Origin of the sequence: Nakamurella lactea DSM 19367, from assembly GCF_000426645.1 — a bacterium.
Classification (GTDB): Bacteria; Actinomycetota; Actinomycetes; order Mycobacteriales; family Nakamurellaceae; genus Nakamurella; species Nakamurella lactea.
Genome location: NZ_AUFT01000015.1, coordinates 183,273 through 206,443, shown reverse-complemented (window position 1 = coordinate 206,443; position 23,171 = coordinate 183,273). Strand labels below are relative to the sequence as shown.

The following is a 23,171-nucleotide window of genomic DNA, read 5'->3' as shown; positions in this document are numbered from 1 at the left end:
TCGCACCCTCCACCCGCCAATCCGGCAAGATCCGCGCCGTCGGCTTCCGCTGGGCCTGCGACAAACAACTCCGCGACGCCGTCACCGACTTCGCCGGCGACTCCCGCCACGCCAACCCCTGGGCCGCCGACCTCTACAACCGAGCCCGAGACCGAGGCCACGACCACCCCCACGCCGTCCGCATCCTGGCCCGCGCCTGGCTGTTCGTCATCTGGCACTGCTGGCAAGACAACCTCGCCTACAGCCCCGAAAAACACCACACCCTGCAACGCCTCCTGACCAACCAAAACACGACCAACAACACGGCGGCTTGACACAGGGCATCTCATGACGTCTCCCCGCTCGTCCCTCGCGGGTTGGCGTCATTCAGCGCTGATGATTCGCTCGCACGCTCGCTCATGCGCTCCACTGTTCCAGACGGCGTCCAGGCCCGCGCCGTTTCTGCCATCACCCGTCAGGTCGGACTCAGCGAGTTCTGAAACGTGCGGCCGTCCCGGTGAGCTGCTGGGCGGTGGGTCACTCGACGGTCGTGCAGTGCGACCAACCCAACGGACTATCGTTCCCGCATGCCTGGATCGACCGAGTCCGCCCTGAAGTTCGTCAGCGTCTCCCTGGACTGCGCCGACCCGGTCGAACTGGCCACTTTCTACGCGGGCTTACTCGGTGGCCGGATGCTGTGGAACACCGCGGACAGTGCGGGTTTGCAGGTGCCGGGACTCGTCCTGGTGATGCAGCGCATCGCCAACTATCGACGGCCGCGCTGGCCGGATGAGTCGATCGTGCACCTCGATTTCACCGCCGGAGATCGCCTCGAGGAGCCCGAACAACGGGCTGTTGCCCTTGGGGCCGAGAGGGTGGATCCCCAACCCGACCCACGCTGGCGGGTGCTGCTGGATCCAGCCGGCCATCCGTTCTGCATCACCACCGTGACGCCGCCGCCGGAGATGCTGGAGCCCGCCGGTCGGTAGGCGACCGCCAGGGCTTCCCACAGCCGCCGGGGACGGTTCCGTCAGGCGAAGAGGTCGTCCAGTGACGGCAGGACCACCGTGGCACTCCCGGCAGCGGCTAGCGCAGGTGCGGGCGGGCCGGCCGGGCGGACGCTGTCCATCTCGGCCAGCGCGGCGGCAGTCAGGAACCGACTCGGCTTGGTGAGCACGTGCCGGGCGTGCAGGCTGGTCGGGTGATCCGGCAACCGGGCCGGCGTGTAGATCCGCAGCGAGTCCTTGGCCCGGGTGATCGCCACGTAGAACAGCCGCTGTTCCTCGGCCAGCCCGTCGGGAGTGCTCAGCGCCATGTCGGACGGGAACGATCCGTCGCACGCCCGCAGGACGTGAACCACCGACCACTCAAGGCCTTTGGCCGAATGCACCGTAGACAGGGTCAGGTAGTCCTCGTCCAGCTGTGGCTTCTTGGCCCAATCGGAGCTGACGGTCGCCGGGTCGATGGTGACCTGGGCGACGAAGTCACTCAGACTCGCCTGAACTTCCGCCGCTGCCACCAGCTCGGCGACGTCCGGTCCGCGGCGCTCCCAGTCGACATAGTGCTGGGCGAGCAGCGGTAATACGACGTCGTGGCAGACCCGCGCCACCTCGGCGCTCGTGCGCATTTCCTGCGCCAGCGCCAGACCCGTGAGCGTCGTCGTCAGCGCGGTCCGCGCCTTGGCCGGGGCGCCGGCCACCGCTTCGGCGTACTGCGCGGGCTCGGCACCGGCCAGCACCCCGGCCAGCCTGCGGGCATGGGCCTTGCCGATCGCCCGGTGCCTGGTCAACAGTCGATACCAGGAGACCTCGTCGGCGGGGTTGAGGGCGATCCGGAACGCGGCCAGCAGGTCTCGGACGTGCGCGGTGTCCAGATAACCGATGCCGCCGAACTTGACGAACGGGATGTTGCGCACCTTCAACTCGATCTCGAGCTGGTTGCTGTGACTGCCGGTGCGCATCAGCACGGCCTGTTCGCGCAGGTCGAGCCCGTCGGAGTGAGCGGCGAGAACGGCCTCGGCCACCTGCCGCGCCTCGTCATCCCCGTTCTCGCAGTGCAGCAACGCCGGCCGCGCCCCGACGGCGTCCCGATCGGCGACCAGGTCGAGCCGGAGCTCGCCCGGCCGGGCGACGTTGGCCAGATTCAGGATCTGCTGGGTGGAGCGGAAGTTTCGCTCCAGCCGGATCAGGGTTGCCTCCGGCAGGTCGGCGTGCAGGGACAGCAGTTGCCCGGCCGTTGCGCCGCGAAAGCCGTACACGGCCTGCGCATCGTCGCCGACGACGGTCAGCCCGCTGCCGTCGGGCCGCAGCAGCCGAACGATGTCCACCTGCACCTGGTTGACGTCCTGGTACTCGTCGACGAGCACCCAGTCCCAGCGTTCCCGCAGCCGCGCGCCGGTGTCGGGATGGGCCAGCAACGCCCGCCAGGTGAGCAGCAGATCGTCGAAGTCGAGCAGGCCGCGGCTCCGCTTGCGGGCGGTGAAATCCCGTAGCAGGTCGTTGATCTGATCGGCGTGGGCCAGGCACCAGGGGAACTGCTCGGACATCACCGTGCGGGCCGGCGTGCCGGTGTTGATCGCCCGAGAGTAGACATCCGCGATCGTCTTCGAGGTCGGCATCCGCCGGTCGGTACCGGTCAGCCCGGACTCCTCGCGGGTCAGGTCCAGCAGATCGATCACGTCGGCCGGATCGAGCACCGTGACGTCGGTCAGGCCGAGGTGTTGCGCATGTTCGGCGGCCATCCGGTGCGCCACCGCGTGGAAGGTGCCGCCCCAGATCCGGCCGCCGGCGCCGGTGTCGGCGCACATCGCGGCCGCCCGGCTGGTCATCGACGTCGCGGCGCGGCGGGTGAATGTCAACAGCAGGATCCGCTCTGGCGGCACCCCGGATTCCAGTAGCCCGGCGACCCGCGCGGTCAGGGTACGGGTCTTCCCGGTGCCGGCTCCCGCCGCGATGATCAGCGGGCCCGCGTCGTGTTCGGCCGCGGCGCGCTGCCGGTCGTCGAGACCGGCTCGCCACTCGGATTCGATCATACGTACTACCATAACGCGGATGACGGCTGCCGCCGGTGATCTGCCGATCGGGTCGGCGCGCCAGCTTTGGCGCGCCGGCCGGCGCCACACCGAAGCGTCGACCGCTGCCGACGGCAGATCCGCTACCGGCGAAAAGGGTTGCCCGGGCGGCGAACGACCTGTCTGATCGGTGGATGGCGAACATGCTGATTCTCGGTGGCACCGGTTGGTTGAGCAGGGAGGTGGCCGCGCAGGCGGTGACGGCCGGGCACCAGGTGACCTGCCTGGCCCGGGGGAGCACCGAGCCGGCCGCCGGTGCCCGGTTGGTGATCGGTGATCGGGACGTACCCGGTGCCTACGACGACGTTGCCGACGATCGCTGGGATGTGGTCGTCGACGTCTCCCGCCAGCCAGGGCAGGTGCGATCGGCGGCGACCGCCCTGCGAGCATCGCTAGGCGACCACGGACACTGGGTGTTCGTCTCCACCGGGTCGGTGTATCTGCCCGATGCCGACCGGCTGGTCGGCACCGAGGATGATCCGGTCAGGCCGGCGCTGGAGGTCGACGAGGCGGGCATCGAGACCTACGGGGAAGGCAAGGTGGCCTGCGAACTCGCGCTTGATGAGATTCTCGGCGACCGCCGGGTGACCGTTGCCCGGGCGGGACTGATCGGCGGGCCGGGCGATGGATCGGACCGGTTCGGTTACTGGCCAACGGCTTTCGCCCGGGCGGCCGCGGACGGGCAGGGGCCGGTGCTCGTCCCGGACGTACCCGAGCTGTCCACGCAGGTGATCGACGTTCGGGACCTGGCGACCTGGCTGTTGCATGCCGGACTGACGGGCACCGCCGGTGTCTTCGACACCGTGGGGACTCCGACCACCGTCGGGGCGGTATTGCGGCTGTGCCGCGAGATCGCCGGGCACACCGGCGACGTCATCGGTCGCGATCCGGAATGGCTGACGGCCCAAGAGGTTGGGTACTGGTCCGGTCCGAAGTCGTTGCCGCTCTGGCTGCCTGCCGACCACGAGCTGGCGGTGCCGAGGACGGGGGACAAGGCGACCGCGGCCGGACTGGTCCGGCGGCCGATGACGGAACTGGTCGCCGACGTGTTGGCCGACGAGATCGCCCGCGGGTTGGACCGTGATCGGGGCGCCGGGCTGACCAGGGCCACCGAACTCGAACTGATCGACGTCAGCTCGTGATGTCCTTTCCGGCGAACCTGGCCCAGGAGGCGAGCCAGAAGATCAGCGCATAGCTCGCGGCGCAGATCACCCCTTGCCGCAGCGTGTCCCAGGCGACCGGCGAGCGCAGCAGGTCGCCGAACGCGGTGAACCGGTGGGTCAACAGCCAAGGTCCCAGCCAACCCAGTTGCGGGATCGAGTCCAGGATGTACATCACCACCGTCATCACGACCAGGCCGGCCATCGCCGCGATCGGCTGTTCGGTCAGACTCGACAGGAACAGCCCGATGGCACCGAGCGCGGCCAGCTGCACCGCCAGGTAGACCGTGGCGCCGAGCACCCGCAGCAGACCGCCGCCGAAGCCGATCTGGTTGCCGGACAACAGGGTCATGCTGCCGCCGTGGAACAGCGCCACCCCGATCACCAGCCCGACAACGGTGATCAGCATCGTCGCGGCCACCGCGAAGATGGTGATGGCGGCGTACTTCACCGCCAGCAACCGGGTGCGGTTCACCGGCACGGTCAGCAGGTAGCGCAGGGTCCCCAGGTTCGCCTCGCCGGCGATGCTGTCACCGGCGATCACGGCGATCGCCAGCGGCAGGAACAGGGTGATCTCCACGGTCAGCGCGGCCAGCGGGACGAACAACCCGTTCCCGGTGATCGAGGCGAAGAAATCGGGCCCGTCGCCCGGTCGCGGCGCCGACACCTTGACCGCGACCGCGATGATGATGGGCACCAGCGCCAGCACGGCCAGGCCGGCGATGTTGCGACGCCGGCCGAAGATCAGCCGGAGCTCGGAGCGCAGGAACCGGCTGGAAACGGGGCGTGGCCGGCGCAGGCCGATCGGCGCGGCGCCACCGGCCGGCAGTTCAACCGTTGACATCGAATCCCTCTCCGGTGAGCGCGACGAACAGATCTTCCAGGCTCGGCCGTTCGATGGTGAAGCCGAGCACCGGAATCGCGGCGTGAACCAGCGCAGGCACCACCTTTTCCACCGCCACGTCGCCTACCGTCCCGAGTGCGGCAGCGTCCTGCTGCTGCACCTCCGTCAGCCCTAGTTCGGTGAGTACCCGGGCGGCGCCGGCCGGGTCAGGGGTCTGCACCCTGGCCCGCTGCGTCCCGCCGACCCTGACCTCGGCGACCGTCCCCTGGGTGACCAGGGTGCCGGCGTTCATCACCCCGACATGGGTGCAGATCTGCTCCACCTCGGACAGCAGGTGGCTGGACACCAGCACGGTGGCGCCGGTGTCGGACAGTGAGGCGATCAGATGCCGAACCTCCCTGGTGCCCTGTGGATCAAGGCCGTTGGTGGGTTCGTCGAGGATCAGCAGGCGCCGCGGCATCAGCAGCGGAGCAGCAATGGCCAGTCGTTGGCGCATGCCCAAGGAGTAGGCGCGGTAGCGCTTTCCGGCCGCCGGGAGCAGGCCCACCCGGTCCAGCGCCGCGTCCACCCGGGTGCGCATCGTGGCCGGATCGCTGTACCGATCGGCGGCGTCCAATCGGGCCAGGTTCGCCCGGCCGGACAGGTAGGGATGAAACGCAGGGCCCTCGACCAGGGAACCGACCAACGGCAGCGCGTGCTCGGGTACCGGCCGGCCGAGCAGTTCGTGGCTGCCGGCGGTCGGCTGGATCAGGCCGAGCAGCATCCGGATGGTGGTCGTCTTCCCGGATCCGTTCGGCCCCAGGAAGCCGAACACCGATCCGACGGGCACCTGCAGATCGATGCCGTTGACGGCGATCTGGTGCTTGAACCGTTTCGTGAGTCCGCGCGTGCGGACCGCCAGTTCGGCCTCGGGAACGCGCACCGGCCCGCCCTCACGGGCGGGCTCGGTGACGGTGGTGCCGTCGGTCATCGCGTTGTCACTGGCTCAGGGCCGTGTACAACAGATCGGGGGCGACCGCGCCGACGGCGATCTTTCCATTGTCGGTGATCACCGCGGAGAAGAGCTTGGAGCGCAACAGGTGTCCTGACCCCCAAGAACCGGAAACCTTCGGCAGCGCAGTGAGAATGCCACCCAGGGCGGCGCCGGGGGGTTGCGCTGTCGGCGACGGTGACGGGGAGGCATCCGAGGACTTGGCGGGGCCGGGCCGTCCGGTCAGCGCGCCGAGCCCGCTCGAGGCATCCATCACCAGCACGGTCGACCAGCCGCTGCCGACGATCTTCGGGGCGCCGAGCTCTCCGGCGGCCTTCGACGTCGCCGCCTTCCGCTCCTTCGCCCGGTCTGCCGCCGAGGGCTTTGACGAGTCCTGCTCGGTCACGGTGGCCCCGGGCGGCGGGTTGAAGGCGAACTGGGCGGCATCCGGCCGGTTGAAGTCAACGGCGCTGAACGCGACCTGAATCGCCGGGGTGGGCTGACCCGTGGCGAAAACCTGTACCCGCAACGGGATGTGCTCGGTCGCGTCGACCGCGATCCGGACCTGCGCGACCAACGATCCTGCGGTCTTGGGCGTCAACACCAGTTCGTAGGCGGACCGCCCGGCCACCTCCGCGCTGCCGTCGGTGGTGACCTTGGTGCTCGGGGAGATCGCGGCCAGGGCCGCGTCGGCGGCCTGTTGCGGCGTCATCCCCGATATCGCGGGCAGCACACCGGATCCCGGTTGCCGGTCCGTAGAATCCGACTTCTCTGAGGAGCCAGGCTCGTCCGAGCTCAGCGTGCGGTGCGTCGCCGTGTTGTCCTTGCTGGACCACGTCCACAGGTCGTTGCCGTTGCGGATCACGTCGGACTCGCCGAGCGAGCCGAGCACCGCGACCCGCAGCTGATGTGGCCCGGCGTACCACAACCGCAGGGTGTGGGTGCCGGCCAACAGGGAGGTGAGGTTCGCGCTACCCGGATCGCCGCCGAGGCCCAGCCCGGGAAGGGTCGGCAGGCCGAGATCGGAGCTCTGCACGACGGTGCCGGACAGCCCGGTCACCGACGCCTGCTGGATGTCCACCAGCAGTTGCGCTGCACTGCGCGGCGCGAGCGGCGGCGAGGCGTCGGCCGGTGAGTTGGCAACGAGCGCGCCGCCACCGATCACCAGGGCCGTCGCGGCGGCGGGCACGATCCAGCGCAGTATCGGAACTCGATTGAAGATACTCATGCACCGAGTGTGCGACCCGGTCGCTGTGACAACGCTGAGAACCTGTGAAAACTCTGAGCCGTCAGATTCGCGGCGTGTCAGGCTGGCAGCGTGCGGGTACTCGTGGTGGAAGACGAGGCGCGGTTGGCCGCGGCGCTCAAACGCGGGCTGACGGCCGAGGGCTTCGTCGTGGACGTCGTCGCCGACGGCCCGTCCGGGCTGGACGCTGCCCGAACCGGCGACTACGACGCGCTGTTGTTGGATGTGATGCTGCCGCGGCTTTCCGGCTACGAGGTGGTGCGCCGGCTGCGCCGGGAACGGAACTGGTTACCGGTGATGCTGGTGTCGGCCAAGGACGGCGAGCACGATCAGGCCGATGGGCTGGACTGCGGCGCCGACGACTACCTGACCAAGCCGTTCTCCTATGTGGTGCTGCTGGCCAGGCTCCGGGCGCTGCTGCGGCGGCGGGCGGTGCCGCGGCCGGCGGTGCTCGCTGCGGGCGAGATCGAGTTGGACCCCGCGCTGCGGTCGGTGCTGTTCGCCGGAGCCGCTGTGCACCTGACCCCGCGGGAGTTCACCCTGTTGGAATACCTGCTTCGACACCGCGACCGGGTGGTCAGCAAGACCGAGCTGCTGGACCATGTCTGGGACGTCGGCGAGGACGCCGAGCCGAACCTGGTCGAGGTGTACGTCGGATATCTGCGGCGCAAGCTGGCCCCGGACGCGCTGCTCACGGTTCGTGGCGCCGGCTACCGCCTTCGCACGTGAGCCGGCCCGAGGCGATCGCGGAGGCGATCCATTGGCACTGAACTGGTTCCGCCGGCTGGGCCTGCGGACCCGGCTGATGATCATCGGTGTCACCGGGCTGACCGTGGCGCTGGCCGTCGGCGTGGTGGTGCTGTACACGGCGCTGCAGGTGGCGGTCACCAGCGCGCTGGATGAGCAGGGCCGGGCGGCGGCGAACCAGGTCGCGGCGATGGTCAATACCGGCAACGTGCCCGATCCGATTCCGGTGTCGGGTGCCCAGTTGATCCAAGTGATCGACCAGCAGAACCGGGTGGTGGACGCCTCGGTGACCGCCGACCGATTGACTCCCTTGCTCCGTCCCGCGGAGGTCACCGCGGCATTGGGTGGTGCCACCGTCACGGTGGGCGGCGCGCGGGCGGCCCTCGCCGGCCCGTTGCGCGTGGTCGCGGTGACCGCGGGACCCGCCGACAACCAGCAGACCGTGCTGGTCGCGCTCCAGGTCGGCGATGTCAACCACAGCAGCACGGTCCTGCGAACGGTGCTGTTGATCGGATTCCCGGTGCTCGTGCTGGTCCTGGCCGGCATCGCCTGGCGAGTGATCGGCTGGGCACTGCGGCCGGTCGAGCGGCTCAGGGCCGGTGCCGAACGGATCAGCGGGTCTGACGACGACCTGCAGCTTCCGGTGCCGGCGGCCAGGGACGAGATCCGTGCTCTGGCCCAGACTCTCAACGGGATGCTGGGTCGGCTGGCCGCGGCCCGGAGCCGGCAACGCGACTTCGTGGCCGATGCGGCCCACGAGCTGCGCAGCCCGTTGGCCAGCATGCGGACCCAGCTGGAGGTGGCCAAGCACCTGGGGGAGGCAGGGGAACTGCCGGCCGACTTGTTGCAGGACGTGCAGCGGTTGACCACGATCGTCGACGACCTACTGCTGTTGGCCAGGACCGACGGGGGACGGCCGGCGCGCCGGACCGCCTTCGACGTGCGGGCGATGTTGCAGGAGGTCGCCGCGCGCTACGTCGGTCCGGTAACGGTCGAGGTTGCCGCCGGTCCGGCGGTCCGGCTGACGGCCGATCGGGAGGAGCTCCGACGGGCGGTCGGCAATCTGACGGACAACGCGACCCGCTACGCCGCAGGCGTTGTCACTCTGTCGGTGCAGCGATCGGGCACGCAGGTGCGGATCGGCGTTACCGATGACGGGCCCGGAATTCCGGCGGCCGACCGCGAGCGGGTGTTCCAACGGTTCGCCCGGTTGGACAGCTCCCGGGACCGCGACACCGGCGGCAGCGGGTTGGGGCTGACGATCGTCCGGGAACTGGTCGGCAGGGCCGGTGGCACGGTTGCCTTCTACGATGCGGACCCGCCGGCGACGCTCTGCGCCCTCATCACGGTGCCGGTGTTGACCGTTGACACCGTCGAGCATGTGTAGAAAACTTGCGATCTTGAGCTACACCACGTAGCCGATTGACGTCCCCCAGGTCGGGAAATGAAGGGCGGAGCAACAATGCTTCCGGACACGCCACGACGAACCATCCTGCGGACCAGCGGCCCGGAGACGCTCCGCGGCCGCGTGCCGAGGGCGCCCGGCGGGCGAGGTCGCCGGGCCGCCCGCCGATCACTGGCCACGGCTTCGGCGATCGCCGTGTTGGCCGCCCTGCTCCCGGCGACTGCCGGATCAGCGGCAGGTGTCACAGCACCGGCCGACCCGGCGGGCAACGACCGCATCGCCGCTGCACCGGCCGAAACCGCCACCGGAGAGGTCGCGCGTGAGACGGGGTCCGATGTGAATACCCAGGCGGCTGTGGCGGCAAGTTCGGAACCGGTCTCGTCGACCGCCGGCGGTGGTCCGCAGTTGGACGACCTGATCGGCCATCGGGCGACGACACTGCGGATGGGCACGCCGAAGCAGGCCGGTCTGCTCCCCGGGTACGCCGACAAGATCCCGGTCGACAACGCCTACGGGTCGGAGCTCGGATCGGGCAACAACGGTCACCAACGGCATTCCGGCAGTGTGGTGTTGGCCGCGCGGAACGGCGTGATCGCCGAGTATGCCGCCGGTGGCTACAACCTGCGCTATGCCGACTGGGCGGGGACGGAACTGCCCAGGGACCAATGGATCCCGGCCACCAAGGACACCCTGTACGACCTGGCGTCGCTGACCAAGCTGTTCACCTCGATCGTCGCGATGCAGTTGGTCGATCGCGGCCGGCTGGATCTCGACGCCACCGTTGCCTCCTACCTGCCGGCGTTCGCCGCCAACGGTAAGCAGGCCGTCACCATCCGGCAGCTGCTGACCCACACCTCCGGCCTGCCGCCGGACCCGGTACCCGGGTTGTGGACCTACCCCAGCCACGAGGCCATGGTGAACGTGATTCTCACGCACAAGCTGCAGGCGCCGCCGGGTACCACCCGGATCTACGCCGACCTCAACATGCTGAGCCTGCAGCTCGTGGTGGAGTCGCTCACCGGCAAGACGCTGGACGTGCTGGTCCGGGAGGGCATCACCGGGCCGTTGAAGATGACCGACACCATGTTCAACCCGCCGGCATCTCTCAAGTACCGGATCGCCGCCGAGGAGTACGAGTCGACGGAGAACCGTGGCCTGGTCTGGGGCGAGGTGCACGACGAGAACGCCTGGGCCCTCGGCGGGGTTGCCGGCCATGCGGGGCTGTTCTCCACGGCACACGACATGGCGATCCTGTGCCAGATGATGCTCAACGGCGGCAAGTACGGCGCTGCCCGCATCCTGTCGCGGGACTCCGTGCTGGCCATGCTGACCGATTCCCCGGCCATCCCCGGACCCAACGGCCTCGGCTTCGAGCTGAACCTGCCGTCGTACCAGGGGGCACTGGCGACCCCGTACACCTTCGGGCACACCGGGTTCACCGGCACGTCGATCGTGGTGGACCCGACCACCCAATCGTTCGTCGTGCTGCTGACCAACAACGTCCACCCGAACCGGGACATTCTGGGTCCGATCGCGGTGGCCCGGCGCACCATGGCCTACGACCTTGCCCGGGCGATCCCGGTCCGGCCGGCGACCGGACAAACCGCCTGGTACGCCGGAATGACGGACCAAGCCACCACCACGCTCACCCTGCCGGTGAGCCTGCCGGCTTCGTCGCGGCTGGACTTCCAGCTCTGGTACGACACCGAGCCGAACTCCGACATGCTGTTCCTCGAACAATCGGGCGACGGCGGACAGACCTGGAGTCAACTGCCGTTCCACCTCAGCGGCCGAGGACTGGACGTCGACACCGCCGGGGCGATCTCCGGATATCAGGGGCGCCAGTGGCTCCGGGCGACGGCCGACCTCCCGACGGCCGGCGATGTGCAGCTCCGGTGGCGGTACACCACCGACCCGTCGTACCTGGGCCGCGGTGTGTACGTCGACGACGTCACCATTCGTTCCGGGCACCGGAAGGTCTTCGACGACCGGCGGCCGGCCGATGCTGCAACGTTCCAGCCGGACGGCTGGGTGGCCAGTCGCGACTGACCCGAAACCGGCCGGTCAGGCTGATGTCGCCGGCCCACCCGCCCGGTTGCTACCCGCCGCGGCAGCGGCGGCAACCCGGAACGCGCCGATGAGGCCGAAGGCCAGGAAAACGGCGGCGGCCAGCAGACTCCAGCGCGTCGACGAGGCGAAGACGACGGGGTCGCCGCCGGACAGGCTGTTGCCCAGCCCGATGGCCATGACCGCCCCGGCGATGGTCGAACCGAGCGCCGAGCCGACCTGGCGGACGGTGCTCTGGGTTGCGGACCCCTGTCCGGATTCCTCCGGCGGGATGTCGGCCAGCACGGTGCTGGTGAGCTGCGCCGAGGCCAGCCCGAGGCCGACCCCGTAGATCACCAGCAGTCCGGCGATCAGCCACGGCGAGGTGCCGGTGCCGATGACCAGCGCGGTCAGCAGCACGCCGCCGGTCTCCAGGGCAAGCCCGATGATCACCACCCCCGGCGGGCCGAATCGGGCTGCCAGGTGCCGGGCCTGAGCGCCGGACACGAAGGCTCCGGCGGCCATCGCCGCCAGTACCAGGCCGGCGCCCATGGTGGTCAGCTGCAGGACGTTCACCAGGTACAGCGGCAGCACGAAGACCAGCGCGAACTCGCCGATGGCGACCATCGCGGCGGTGACGTTGCCCCAGACGAACGTCCGATGGCCGAACAACTTCAGGTCCAGGATCTGCGACCGCCGCACCCTGGTGCGATGCCGCTCCCAGACCACGAACAGCGCGATCAGTGCCATTCCCAGCAGGATCGCGACCGGTGCGGCGGAGATCGGCATCGACGTCGACCAGTGGATGCCCAGGATCCGCAGGTCGGCGATCGGCCTCCACCAGCCGAGTTGTGAGCCTTCGATGACGCCGAACACCAGCAGCCCGAAACCGAAGCCGGACAACAGCAGTCCATCGACATCAAGGCCTGGCCGGTCGATCTTCGTCCGCGACTCCGGCACGAACAGCAGCGCTCCGATCACCACCAGCACACCGATGGGGACGTTGATCAGAAAGATCCAGGGCCAGCTGAACGACGAGGTGAGCCAGCCGCCGAGCAGCGGCCCGATCGCGGCCGCCCCGGACATCACTGCCCCCCAGACGCCGAACGCGGCGGCCCGCTCCTTGCCGCGGAAGGTGGTGTTGACCGACGACAGCGTGGAGGGCAGCACCATCGCCCCGCCGATGCCCTGTACCAAGCGGGCGGCGATCAGCGAACCCGCGGTATCGGACCCGGCCGCCAGCAGACTCCCGGCGACGAAGACGACGACGCCGGCGATCATCCAACGTCGTCGACCGAGGCGATCGCCGAGCCGCCCGCTGGTCAGCAGCAGCGCCGCGAAGACCACCGAATAGACACTGTTCACCCATTGCGCGTCGGTGAGGTCCAGCCGCAGATCGCGCACGATGGCCGGTAGCGCAACACCGACGATCGTCCCGTCCAGCACGATCATCGCGACCGCCAGCGCGAGCACCGCCAGCCCGATCCATCGGTTGCGCCGGGCCGGCCCGGGTCCGGCCGGCTCGGTCGTCGGTGGCCCTGAGGACGACGCAGGCGAGTACATGCAAACTCCGATCGACGGCGGCCGGAACCCGGCTACTGTCTCAGACTTCCAGCGGCCAAGCAGGGCGACATCGATCGAAGGTTTGATTTGATACGTCTGTTTGCCCCGGGCTGAGTCAGGGCGCCGCCCTCGTCGCCGCTCCCTCATAGATGTAGCCCGCGGTCTTGGAGGCGTGCAGGTAGAAGTTCGTCAGCCCCGTCAGCTGAAGACCGGAAGCGGTGATCAGGTCGGCGATCGGAAGGTTCAGCCGGCATCCGCCGGCGACCCGTCGTTGGATCGGCGTGAGCCGCGTCTGCCAACGGGCAACCTTCGGGTCCGGTGAGAGACCGTGCTCGGCGAAATGCAGCGATCCGCCTGGCCGCAACACCCGCCGGATCTCGGAAAGTGCCCGCGCAACATCGGGAATGCTGCACAGGGTCCACGTCGACAAGACCTGGTCGACGCTCGCCTCCGGCAGCGGCAGGCGCTGCCCGTCAAGACCGATGTATTCGACCGGGATCCGCGATCGGCGTTCGCCCTCGGCAGTTTGTGCCGTCGCCCGCCGGTCGGCGAGCCGGCGGGAGAGCAATGCCGGTTCCACCGCCAGTACTCGGCTGACGGTCGCCGGATAGAGCGCCGTGTTCAGGCCGGAGCCGAATCCGATCTCGAGTACTTCGCCGGTCAGGTTCGCCGCCACCCTGGCACGGATCGGGTCCAGTTCCTTGTCCCGCATGGCGCGGTCCATCAGGTGCGGGAGAATCCGCTCCGTGTAGACGCCCATGCCGCCAGTATCGCCGGCGGCCCGCTACCGAGCCAGCTGTTAACCGCCGGTCGTCCTGGTTCTGGCCAATTCTGCGGCGTCTTCGGCAAGCTGGACCGCTCGCTGCGACAGCGAATCGACTGTCCCATGACCCTTTCCGTCGGCGTGGTCGGTGACGTCCGCAGCCAGCGTGGCATAGTCGGCGGCCAACCGGCGGTACCTGGTGAACCAGCTCGACGGCTGGTCCGCCGGGGCCGCGAACCGGCCGTCCACCTGCAGAATGGTGCCGGCGATGCCGGCCATGGTGGCATTCACGTCGACCAGATCATCGTGTTTCCCGATCGAAATGTCGGTGGCGTCGGCGACCGCCCGCCCGGCCCGCCGGGAGACGGCGTAGATGACCGCAGCGCCGCCGACTACTGCGACCAACGCGATGAGCGCCAACAGGTATCGGGGAGCGGACGCCTGGATCACTCTGGCCTGCTGCGGCACGATGCCGGCGTTCGCCAGCGCGTCGTACTTGACCGCCATGGTTTTCACTGCGTCGAGCGGATGGTCGGCGAACCCGGAGATGCCGGTCGCGATCACCGACTCCGCGACGAAGGCCTTGCCGAAGCCGTCGTCGTCGTCCGCGCCGGGCAACAGCGAGCACCCGTAGTTCTGCAGGCCGTCGTCGCCGGAATAGACGATCACCACCAGCACGCCGTCGGCCGCGCTCTTCAGGTCCTTGCAGGTCTGCGCGGCCACCTCGTCGTCGGTGGTGTCCAGGAACACCGCGGCCAACCGGCGATTACCGATCACCCGCTGGGCGGCAGCGGTATCCAGTTGGTACGACGTGTCGGCGTACACCGAGGAGGAGCGGATGGTCGAGGCGACGTGGCTGTCGAAGATCCCGCCGGTCCACAGCGACCAGCCGGCGAGCAGCACGCAGCCGACCAGTACCCAGCGATAGCTGGTGGTCAGTGCCGAGGCCAGGAGCTTTCTCACGACGACCTCCCGGCCAGATATGCCTCGGGCCGGTAGTCGGGTCGATCGAGCAGATCGGCGAGCTTGCCGAACTCCCGTTGCGCCGCATCGAGTTGGGACCCGACGATCGCCGCGCTGCGGTCGGCGTCCAGCGCCTCGCGGGCGGCGGTGAGCCGCACGACGCCACGGGCCAGCCGAGGGTTCGTCCGATCGTCGGCCAGTCCGGACAGCTCCACCGCCAGCGAGCTCAGTCCGGCGAGCCGACCCCAGGACGACATCGGCACGGTTCCCGAGCCGTCCGCCGGCGCTTCGTCGCCGCCGGGTGCGGCGTCGGGCCGACGACGGGCGGAATGCACGGAAGCGCCGAGGAACACCAGCACACAGGCCAGAAACAGCCACGGCAGGACGGGCAGCGCGACGCCCACCGGATCCGGCAGCTGGTAGGGCAACGGCCGGTCGAACAGCCCGGCGTAGCGGATCCGTGCCCACTGCTGCAGGTAGACGTTCAGCACGTTCCACTGCGGGTACGCGTTCTCGGAGATCAGTTGCCCGTACCGGCTGTAGTAGGACGCGGTGGCCACCTCGGTGTTGTCGGCGCCCGGCCCGGCGTAGCTGCACCAATAGCCGTACATCACGATGATCGGCGTGTCCGGGAACCGTTGGGCCAGCGCAGCTGCATAGTCGGGAACGGGCTCGCCGGCCACCTGGCGGGGGAGCGCGACAACGATCGGTGGGGTGGTCGGGAACGCCTGGCCGGCGACCGGAGGAACCTCGTCGAGGTCGGCACCGGGGGCCGTGTACAGCCGGTCGGTGCCGAGACCGTCGACCACGGTGCGCAATTCGGCGGTGGTCGGTGTGCGCCACTGGACCGCGCTCGCGGCCTCGGACGGTTCCGGTTCGTGCAACACCCCGGCAAGGCGACTCAGGATCAGTGAGGTCACGTCGCCGGTGACGAACTGCTGCTGCCAGCCGTCGGTGTCCGACGGCATGATGTCGTAGCCCGCGAAGGTGACCGCCAGTCCGACGATTCTGAGGTTGTCGCCGGGTAACGCCGCGATCCGGTCTTCGTCGGTGTCCGACAGATCCGGCGGCGCGACGATCACCTTGATCTTCGGTTGCGGGTCGTCCTGTTGTGCCCTGACCTGGTCGGCGTGGCCGATCGCGGCGAGCACCCGCGGCTCGTCGAAGGTGGCTATCGCCCCGGGCAGCCGAACGATGGTGGACTTGGCGAACAGCGCCGCCAACGCGGCGTCCGACGGCAGCGTGCCGGTGTACTCGTGCGTGCTGCCGTCGGCAGACCCGGCGGTGTCGTCACTGGCGTCGTCGTTGCCGTCGTCGACGCTGCCGACGTGCTGGGTGCCGTAGAGGAAATCGGTGGTCTGCCGCTGCGACAGCAGGAAGACCAGCAGCAGGGCGATGGCCAGCGCCAACGAACCCCACTGGATCCATCGAGCCGCGGTCCTTGGCCCGCGCGCTGCCGCCTTTGCGGCATCAGCCATTCGCTGCCTGCCACAGGCGATCCGCCCGGTCGGCCAGCTCGGCCGCCTGCCGGGCGCCCGATGCGCCGGTGCTGCCGGAGATGATGAGGTGGGCCCGGTCGAACAGCTGGTCGGCTTCCGGCACGGTGCCGTGGCAGGCGTCCCGACTCACCTCGGCGGCCTCGAGGGCGGCCCTGGCACCGGCCACCGCTTCGTCCCGGCCCGCGCGACGGGATCTGTTGCGCACCACGACCACCGAGCCGACACCGGCGATGACCAGCACCAACACGCCGATCAACCAGATCGGCCATTCGTCCATCGGGGCGGCCTACTCGAGGTAGTCGCGCAACACCTGCGAACGCGACGGATGACGGAGCTTGCTCATCGTCTTCGACTCGATCTGCCGGATCCGCTCACGGGTGACGCCGTAGACCTGGCCGATCTCGTCCAGGGTGCGCGGCTGCCCGTCGGTCAGGCCGAACCGCAGCCGCACCACGCCGGCTTCGCGCTCGGACAGGGTCTGCAGCACCGACTGCAACTGATCCTGCAGCAGGGTGAAGGAGACCGCGTCAACGGCCACCACCGCTTCCGAGTCCTCGATGAAGTCCCCGAGCTGGGAATCGCCCTCGTCGCCGATCGTCTGGTCGAGTGAGATGGGCTCCCGGGCGTACTGCTGGATCTCCAGCACCTTGTCCGGCGTGATGTCCATTTCCTTGGCCAGTTCCTCCGGAGTGGGCTCGCGACCCAGATCCTGGAGCAGCTCACGTTGGATACGGCCCAGCTTGTTGATCACCTCGACCATGTGCACCGGGATCCGGATGGTGCGGGCCTGATCGGCCATCGCCCTGGTGATTGCCTGCCGGATCCACCAGGTGGCATAGGTGGAGAACTTGTAACCCTTGGTGTAGTCGAACTTCTCGACCGCCCGGATCAGGCCCAGGTTGCCTTCCTGGATCAGGTCCAGGAACGCCATCCCACGCCCGGTGTAACGCTTGGCCAACGACACCACCAGCCGCAGGTTCGCCTCCAGCAGATGGTTCTTCGCGCGTTCGCCGTCGCGGCGGACCCAGCGCAGGTCGCGCTGCAGTTCGCGGGAGACCTTGGCGCCGGAGTCGTCCGTCGGATCCTCGGCCTGCTTCAGCCGTTCGTTGGAGAACAGCCCGGCCTCGATCCGCTTGGCGAGGTCGACCTCCTCCTCGGCGTTGAGCAGCGCCACCTTGCCGATCTGCTTCAGATAAGCCCGGACCGAGTCGGCGGATGCCGTCAACTCGGCGTCCTTGCGGGCCTGCTTGAGGGCCTCGGACTCCTCTTCGTCGTCGTCCCAGGCGAACTCGGCCTCGGCCCGCTCGGTCGCGGTGGTGCCTTCCTTCTTCTCGCCGTCGGCCGCCTCGGGGCCGACTTCGGCCTCGTCGGCGCCTGCTGCGGCCGCCGTCTTCTTCGGCGCGGCCTTCCGGCGGGTGGCGGCCGGCTTCTTCGCCGCGGTGGTTCCGGCGGCCGTGCCTTCCGCGTCAGCCTCGGTAGCGGACTTGTCCGCCGCGGCCTTCTTGGTGGTGGGCTTCTTCGCGGCGGTCTTGGCCGTCGCCGCGCTCCGGCCGGCGGCGGGCTTCTCGGCCGCTACGGTGTCCGCTGCGGCGTCTGCCGCTGCAGTCTCGGGCGTGCTGCTGGTGCTGCTCGATTCGCTGGGAACCGCTGTCAAGGGAGCCTCCGACATAGGCGATGTGGACGTGGACGCCGACGATGCGTCCGCTGCGGCCTCGGCGGTGGGGGTGGTACGGGTTGAACCTGCTGCGCCAGCCACTGATGACCTTTCCTGTCCGATGAGCGGTCGACGATCCAGCGGCGGTCCCGCGGCCTGCGCACACTGCACGTGTGATGTCTAGGTGCCTGCTGGGATGGGGCCGAATCGGCGACCGCTCCAGTGTAGCCGCCGACGCCGGCCACTCTCGACCGATCGTCGGTGGTCAGTGCCCTGTTCCGGATGCGTTCGCGGACATCCCGGCAGCCGCCGTCAGTCCTTCTCCACACCCTCGACCGCGGCCAGCGCCGCGCCGACGATGCCCGCGTTGTTGCGCATTTCGGCGACCACCAGTCGGGTGCGGGTCTCCAACAGCGGTACCCATTTGTCCGGTTTCTTGGAAACTCCGCCGCCCAGGATGATCAGTTGCGGCCAAAGCAGGTTCTCGATCGTCTGCAGGTACTTGGTGACCCGCTTGGCCCAGTCCTCCCAGCTCAGGTCCTTGCGCTCCTTGACGGAGGCGGCGGCCCGGCGCTCGGCATCGTGGCCGTCGATCTCGATGTGGCCGAGTTCGGCGTTCGGGATCAGCACCCCGTCGTGGATCAGCGCGGTTCCGATTCCGGTGCCGAGCGTCACCATCATCACCAACCCGCTCTGGCCGGCGCCGGCGCCGTAGCGGACCTCGGCGAGCCCGGCGGCGTCGGCATCGTTGAGCACCGTCACCGGGCCGGGCAGGTGGGGGTCGGCGGTGGTCACCAATGAGGTGCCGATCCAGCTGTGGTCCACGTTGGCGGCCGTCATCACGGTGCCCTTCTGGATCACTCCGGGAAACGTCAGCCCGACCGGGCCGGCATAGTCGAAGTTCTCCGCGACCGCTCCGCAGGTCTTGGCCACCGATTCCGGCGTCGACGGCTGCGGGGTATCCAACCGGTAGCGCTCACCGATCAGTTCACCGGTCGACAGATCGACGATGCCGCCCTTGATCCCGGTGCCGCCGACGTCGATCCCGAAGGCCTTGGTCGGCTTCCTGGCGGTCACCGCCGGCCTCTCGGCGTCTTCGGCGGGTTCCTCGGTGTCATGGCGGGCTCACTCTCTCGATCAGCTTGCGCAGGCCGCGGTCGGCAGGGGTGGAATGGGCATGGTGGAACGTGGCGCCAGCGTGCGCCCGTCGATGACGGCCGGCGGCGTCGCCGCCTCGCTGATGGCCTTCAACTCGGTTTTGACGGTCTCCGGCGTGTCGGCGAATTCGAAACGGGCGCCGATCGCCATGTCGACGGAGTCGTCCACCCGGCTGTCCACTACCAGCTGGGCGCACGGCATCATGATCAACGCAGTCCGGGCACCGGCGACACCTGCAGCGCCGTAGCGGATCTCGCCGACGCACCGCAGATCGCCGGCCGGATACAGCGGATCGTTGTCGACCGCACCGATCGACGCGAACCCGACGTTCCGCAGCTCGTCCGACATCGTCTTCGCCATCCCGCGCTGCTGGGAGGCGTTGAACACATTCAGGGTGATCCCGGCCGGCGGGGCCGGCCGGACACTCGCCAGGGTGTTCTTGTCGGTGAGCGTTCCGAGGGTGGTCGGACCCTTCCGGGTGGCGCTGCTGGAGGTCGTCGCCTTCTTGCTGGTGGTCGACGGCGCGCCGCCGAAGGTGGTGGTCGGTGTCTTCGTCCGACTGGTCTGGGTCTGCGTGCTGGGGGCCGGGCCGGGCGTGTTGCAGCCGGTGCTCTCGGCGGCGACGGGCTTGAGGGCCTGGAACCAGATGATGCCGGTTGCCAGCAGCAGCACGACGGTCACCACGAGCACCGGCCAACGGCGTCGGCGGCGGTACCGTGTGGCGGCGGGGTCGGAAGTCACGCTGCCAGGGTAGAGGCACGGCGGCCGGGCGCCTGCCGCGACGCGGCGGGCCGGTCCGGGACGGGCGTATCGGGGGGTCCCGGATGCGGTCGGAGCGGCAGTCCGCTATGGTGCTGCCGCCGACCGCAATATCCGGGGAATCTCCGTACGCAAGTTCGTCCGACGAAGATCACTGCGACTCGGGCACAAAATCGACCCTCCCTGCGTTATCACCCGCGAACCACCCGATCAAAGCAACGAGGTAAGGAACGACCGATGGCTACCGATTACGACGCCCCGCGCCGCAACGAGTCGGACGAGGTCGGTGAGGATTCGCTGGAAGAGCTGAAGGCTCGTCGGAACGAGGCCCAGTCGGCCGTCGTCGACGTCGACGAGGGCGATACCGCCGAATCCTTCGAGCTCCCCGGCGCCGACCTGTCCGGCGAGGAACTCACCGTGAAGGTGATTCCGAAGCAGGCGGACGAGTTCACCTGCAGCTCCTGTTTCCTGGTGCAGCACCGCAGCCGGCTGGCATCCGAACGAAACGGCCGCCCGATCTGCGTCGACTGTGCCTGAGCCGACCGCCCGCGACCGCACCGTGAATGCAAGCGCGTGACTCGACGGCGCTGCAACAGAAGGCTGCTCGCCGCGGGTGTGCCGGAACGCACACCGTGAGCACCGAAGACGCTCGGCCCCCGGCCGGACGGGTTACCGTGGATGTCATCACGGGAACGCGTCCGGCCGGACGCGTCCGGGCACGCAGGTCCAGCGTTTGGGAGACAACAGTGACGAAGGTCGGAACCTGGTTGCGGCAGTTGACCACCGACCAGGACCAGGTCGAGGCGGAGATCCTGAGCTCGGAGGTCGAAGCGAACGACGAGGCCAGGGCGGCGGGAGTCTGCTGCCAGGGGGAGAAGGTGACCCTGCTCGGTCGGCTCCGCTCGGTCGACCTGCGGCCCACCGACTCACTGCCGGCCTTCACCGCGGAGTTGTACGACGGGACGGACGCGGTCGAACTGATCTGGCTCGGCCGCCGGTCGATCCGGGGTATCGAGCCGGGTCGCACCCTGAAGGCCCGCGGCCGGATTGCCGTCCGTAACGGCGCCAAGGTGATGTACAACCCCGAGTACGAGCTGCACACGAATTCGTGAGCGAGCTTGCGCACGAACCATCGGCACAGAACGAGGACAACCCGCGTGCGGGTACCGCCCGCGAGCGCAGCGAGTGGGGGACGACAAGCGGGGAGTACTTCGTGAGCGAAGCAGCCACCCCGGAACACCCGCCGGAGCCGACGCAGCCGAGTACACCGAGCGAGCGACCGCTGCCCTCCACCTGGGAACAGATGGGCGGCCTGAGCGGAATGCTCGACTCCGCGCTGCCGGTGATCGTCTTCGTGATCGCCAACGCCGCAGCCGGACTCGGCTGGGCGATCGGCGCGGCCATCGCCGCCGCGGTGGTGATCGCCGTCATCCGGCTGTTGCGCCACGAGCCGGTCGGTCAGGCCCTCGGCGGCCTGTTCGCGGTGGCGGTCGCCGCGTTCATCGCGAACCGGTCCGGTTCGGCCAAGGGATTCTTCCTGCTGGGCATCTGGTCGTTCGTGGTCTACGGCGTCGCCCTGTTGATCTCGATCCTGGTCCGCTGGCCGCTGATCGGGGTGATCTGGGAGAACCTGAACGGCCGGGGCAACGCCTGGCGCAAGGACCGCGCCCTGGTCCGGAAATACGACCTGGCGACCGCGTTGTGGGTGCTGGTCTGCGCGGCCAGGTTCGTCGTGCAGCGCTGGCTGTACGACAGTGACCAGGTCGGCTGGCTGGCGTTCGCCAGGATTGCGATGGGCTACCCGCTGTTCATCCTGGTGATCATCGGCACCGTGCTGATCGTCAACTCCGGGTCCGGTAAGAACCCCCGTCAGCAGTGGCAGGAGCTGCGGGAACGACGCAAGGAAAACCCGAAGGCCAAGCCGTTGACGTTCAAGGAACGGATGGCGTTGGCCGAGCAGCGGATGGACCGCAAGAAGCAGGACCGGCAGGGCTGACGGCCCGGCTACAGCAGGGCCCGGCGCACGTCGTCCTCGACGTCCGGGGAGGCGACGAACAGCAGCTCGTCACCGGCCTCGACCGGCTCGTCGGGCGAGGGCACGATCACCCGGCCGCCGCGAAGGATCGTCACCAGCGCCGCGTCCCGCGGCAGCCGCAGATCCCGCACCGGGCGCCCGGCCATCGCGGTGTTCGGCGGCAGCGTGACTTCCACCAGGTTCGCCTGGCCCTGGCGCAGGGTGAACAGCCGGACCAGGTCGCCCACCGTCACCGCTTCCTCGACCAGCGCGGCCAGGATTCGCGGTGTCGAGACCGCGACGTCGACGCCCCAGGAGTCGTTGAACAGCCATTCGTTGCGCGGGTCGTTGACCCGGCCCACCACCCGGTCGACGGCGAACTCGGTCTTCGCCAGCAGCGAGACCACCAGGTTCACCTTGTCGTCCCCGGTGCAGGAGATCACCACATCGCAGGTCTGCAGCCCGGCCTCCTCCAACGAGGACACCTCGCAGGCGTCGGCCTGCACCCACTCCGCCGCCTCGATCCGCTCCGGCTTGATGGCTCCGGGATCCCGGTCGATCAGCAGCACCTGATGGCCGTTCTCGAGCAGCTCGGAGGCGATCGACCGTCCGACCGAGCCGGCCCCGGCGATGGCGACGCGCATCAGCTTGCCTCCGCCGGCGAGTCGGCGGCCCGCTCGGCAACCTGCTTGGTTTCGCCAGAAAGTGTTGCGGCGTAAATCACATCACCCTCCTGCACCACCGTGTCGACGTCCGGGAGGACGCCCTTGCCGAATCGCACGATGAAGGCGGTGCGCACCCCGATGGCCTCCTCGAGCTGCACCAGCGGGCGGCCGGCCCACCCCGGGTGGTAGGGCAGGTTGATGATCGCGCCCGTCCCGGAGGGATCGCGCCATTCGGTGATCATGCCGTCGGGCAGGATCGCCCGCAGCAACCGGTCGGTGGTCCACGGCACCGTCGCGACGGTGGGAATGCCCAGCCGCTCGTAGACGGCGGCCCGCTTGGCGTCGTAGATCCTGGCCACCACCGTCTCCACGCCGAACTGTTCGCGGGCCACCCTGGCGGCGATGATGTTCGAGTTGTCGCCCGAGGACACGGCGGCGAAGGCGTGGGCATCGCGGATCCTGGCCTTGAGCAGGGTGTCGCGGTCGAAACCGACGCCGAGCACCTGCTCACCGGTGAAGTCCGGACCGAGCCGGCGGAACGCCGAGTCGTCCCGGTCGATCACTGCGACCGAGTGACCGAACCGGTGCAGACCCTTGGCGAGCGCGGAGCCGACCCGGCCGCAGCCCATGATGACGATGTGCACGTGGTGAACACTAACGCCAAGC

The 23,171-nt window shown here is 69.1% G+C and carries 22 protein-coding genes and 1 pseudogene; 9 read left to right on the top strand and 14 right to left on the bottom strand.

The annotated features are described in order from the left end of the window. Positions 1–314 (top strand): annotated as a pseudogene (locus tag K340_RS30435) (IS110 family transposase); the annotation flags it as partial. A gap of 252 nt (positions 315–566) precedes the next feature. Further along, positions 567–968: a VOC family protein gene (locus K340_RS30430; protein ID WP_051266447.1), complete on the top strand. Its 402-nt coding sequence runs from the start codon at positions 567–569 to the stop codon at positions 966–968. Positions 969–1,009: 41 nt separating this feature from the next. On the opposite strand, the gene K340_RS30425 is transcribed toward K340_RS30430, so the two are convergent. Further along, on the bottom strand, positions 1,010–3,010 hold the full coding sequence (locus tag K340_RS30425) for an ATP-dependent helicase (protein WP_051266446.1): 2,001 nt from the start codon (positions 3,008–3,010) through the stop codon (positions 1,010–1,012). Between the two features lie 173 nt (positions 3,011–3,183). Between K340_RS30425 and K340_RS0115315 the strand changes: the two genes are divergently transcribed. Next, positions 3,184–4,191: an NAD-dependent epimerase/dehydratase family protein gene (locus K340_RS0115315; RefSeq protein WP_037364891.1), complete on the top strand. Its 1,008-nt coding sequence runs from the start codon at positions 3,184–3,186 to the stop codon at positions 4,189–4,191. On the opposite strand, the gene K340_RS0115310 is transcribed toward K340_RS0115315, so the two are convergent. Genes K340_RS0115310 through K340_RS0115300 form a run of 3 tightly spaced genes read right to left on the bottom strand, consistent with a single transcriptional unit; the run spans position 4,181 to position 7,251 of the window. Then, complete coding sequence (locus K340_RS0115310; RefSeq protein WP_029137358.1) at positions 4,181–5,053, bottom strand: ABC transporter permease; 873 nt, start codon at positions 5,051–5,053, stop codon at positions 4,181–4,183. The two genes, K340_RS0115315 and K340_RS0115310, sit on opposite strands and share 11 nt — an antisense overlap. Then, positions 5,040–6,023: an ABC transporter ATP-binding protein gene (locus tag K340_RS0115305; protein ID WP_084614498.1), complete on the bottom strand. Its 984-nt coding sequence runs from the start codon at positions 6,021–6,023 to the stop codon at positions 5,040–5,042. The genes K340_RS0115310 and K340_RS0115305 overlap by 14 nt, the downstream gene beginning before the upstream one ends. Before the next feature lie 7 nt (positions 6,024–6,030). Then, on the bottom strand, positions 6,031–7,251 hold the full coding sequence (locus K340_RS0115300; RefSeq protein WP_029137356.1) for a LolA family protein: 1,221 nt from the start codon (positions 7,249–7,251) through the stop codon (positions 6,031–6,033). Positions 7,252–7,341: 90 nt separating this feature from the next. On the opposite strand from K340_RS0115300, the gene K340_RS0115295 reads away from it, so the two are divergent. From K340_RS0115295 to K340_RS30420, 3 genes are all read left to right on the top strand, one after another. Further along, a complete protein-coding gene (locus K340_RS0115295; protein WP_029137355.1) occupies positions 7,342–7,998 on the top strand; it encodes a response regulator transcription factor in 657 nt (218 codons plus the stop codon). A gap of 76 nt (positions 7,999–8,074) precedes the next feature. Beyond that, positions 8,075–9,403: a sensor histidine kinase gene (locus K340_RS0115290; protein WP_029137354.1), complete on the top strand. Its 1,329-nt coding sequence runs from the start codon at positions 8,075–8,077 to the stop codon at positions 9,401–9,403. A 372-nt stretch (positions 9,404–9,775) separates the two neighbouring features. Further along, entirely contained in the window at positions 9,776–11,470 is a 1,695-nt protein-coding gene (locus K340_RS30420) for a serine hydrolase domain-containing protein (protein WP_211229460.1), read from the top strand. Positions 11,471–11,485: 15 nt separating this feature from the next. Here K340_RS30420 and K340_RS0115280 read toward each other — a convergent pair whose 3' ends face one another. The 8 genes from K340_RS0115280 to cei form a co-directional block, all read right to left on the bottom strand. Continuing rightward, positions 11,486–13,030 carry a DHA2 family efflux MFS transporter permease subunit gene (locus K340_RS0115280; RefSeq protein ID WP_037364888.1) on the bottom strand — a complete coding sequence of 515 codons (1,545 nt, stop codon included), beginning with the start codon at positions 13,028–13,030 and terminating at the stop codon, positions 11,486–11,488. Positions 13,031–13,145: 115 nt separating this feature from the next. Continuing rightward, on the bottom strand, positions 13,146–13,790 hold the full coding sequence (locus K340_RS0115275; protein WP_029137352.1) for a class I SAM-dependent methyltransferase: 645 nt from the start codon (positions 13,788–13,790) through the stop codon (positions 13,146–13,148). A 39-nt stretch (positions 13,791–13,829) separates the two neighbouring features. Next, the gene (locus K340_RS30415) at positions 13,830–14,756 is read right to left on the bottom strand and encodes a hypothetical protein (protein ID WP_051266442.1); all 927 of its coding nucleotides are present in this window, start codon (positions 14,754–14,756) and stop codon (positions 13,830–13,832) included. Continuing rightward, entirely contained in the window at positions 14,753–16,234 is a 1,482-nt protein-coding gene (locus K340_RS0115265; protein ID WP_154674281.1) for a hypothetical protein, read from the bottom strand. The genes K340_RS30415 and K340_RS0115265 overlap by 4 nt, the downstream gene beginning before the upstream one ends. After that, a complete protein-coding gene (locus K340_RS0115260) occupies positions 16,227–16,532 on the bottom strand; it encodes a DUF6403 family protein (RefSeq protein WP_029137350.1) in 306 nt (101 codons plus the stop codon). Before K340_RS0115260 ends, K340_RS0115265 begins: the two co-directional genes overlap by 8 nt. A 9-nt stretch (positions 16,533–16,541) precedes the next feature. After that, positions 16,542–18,050 (bottom strand): RNA polymerase sigma factor, encoded by a 1,509-nt coding sequence (locus tag K340_RS0115255; protein ID WP_084614507.1) that lies wholly within the window; start codon positions 18,048–18,050, stop codon positions 16,542–16,544. A 171-nt stretch (positions 18,051–18,221) separates the two neighbouring features. Next, positions 18,222–18,986, bottom strand: coding sequence for a polyphosphate--glucose phosphotransferase (gene ppgK, locus K340_RS0115250; protein WP_029137348.1), 765 nt, complete (start codon positions 18,984–18,986; stop codon positions 18,222–18,224). A gap of 60 nt (positions 18,987–19,046) precedes the next feature. Further along, a complete protein-coding gene (cei, locus tag K340_RS34390) occupies positions 19,047–19,808 on the bottom strand; it encodes an envelope integrity protein Cei (protein WP_154674280.1) in 762 nt (253 codons plus the stop codon). A gap of 255 nt (positions 19,809–20,063) precedes the next feature. Between cei and K340_RS0115240 the strand changes: the two genes are divergently transcribed. The 3 genes from K340_RS0115240 to K340_RS30405 all read left to right on the top strand — a co-directional run bounded on the left by K340_RS0115240 (position 20,064) and on the right by K340_RS30405 (position 21,822). After that, complete coding sequence (locus K340_RS0115240; protein WP_029137347.1) at positions 20,064–20,363, top strand: DUF4193 domain-containing protein; 300 nt, start codon at positions 20,064–20,066, stop codon at positions 20,361–20,363. Positions 20,364–20,572: 209 nt separating this feature from the next. Then, positions 20,573–20,938 carry an OB-fold nucleic acid binding domain-containing protein gene (locus tag K340_RS0115235; protein WP_029137346.1) on the top strand — a complete coding sequence of 122 codons (366 nt, stop codon included), beginning with the start codon at positions 20,573–20,575 and terminating at the stop codon, positions 20,936–20,938. 101 nt (positions 20,939–21,039) lie between these two features. Then, positions 21,040–21,822, top strand: coding sequence for a DUF3159 domain-containing protein (locus K340_RS30405; protein ID WP_245599575.1), 783 nt, complete (start codon positions 21,040–21,042; stop codon positions 21,820–21,822). Positions 21,823–21,830: 8 nt separating this feature from the next. Here K340_RS30405 and K340_RS0115225 read toward each other — a convergent pair whose 3' ends face one another. Then, complete coding sequence (locus K340_RS0115225) at positions 21,831–22,484, bottom strand: potassium channel family protein (protein ID WP_029137345.1); 654 nt, start codon at positions 22,482–22,484, stop codon at positions 21,831–21,833. Beyond that, positions 22,484–23,149: a potassium channel family protein gene (locus K340_RS0115220; RefSeq protein WP_029137344.1), complete on the bottom strand. Its 666-nt coding sequence runs from the start codon at positions 23,147–23,149 to the stop codon at positions 22,484–22,486. Before K340_RS0115220 ends, K340_RS0115225 begins: the two co-directional genes overlap by 1 nt. Positions 23,150–23,171: the final 22 nt, after the last annotated feature.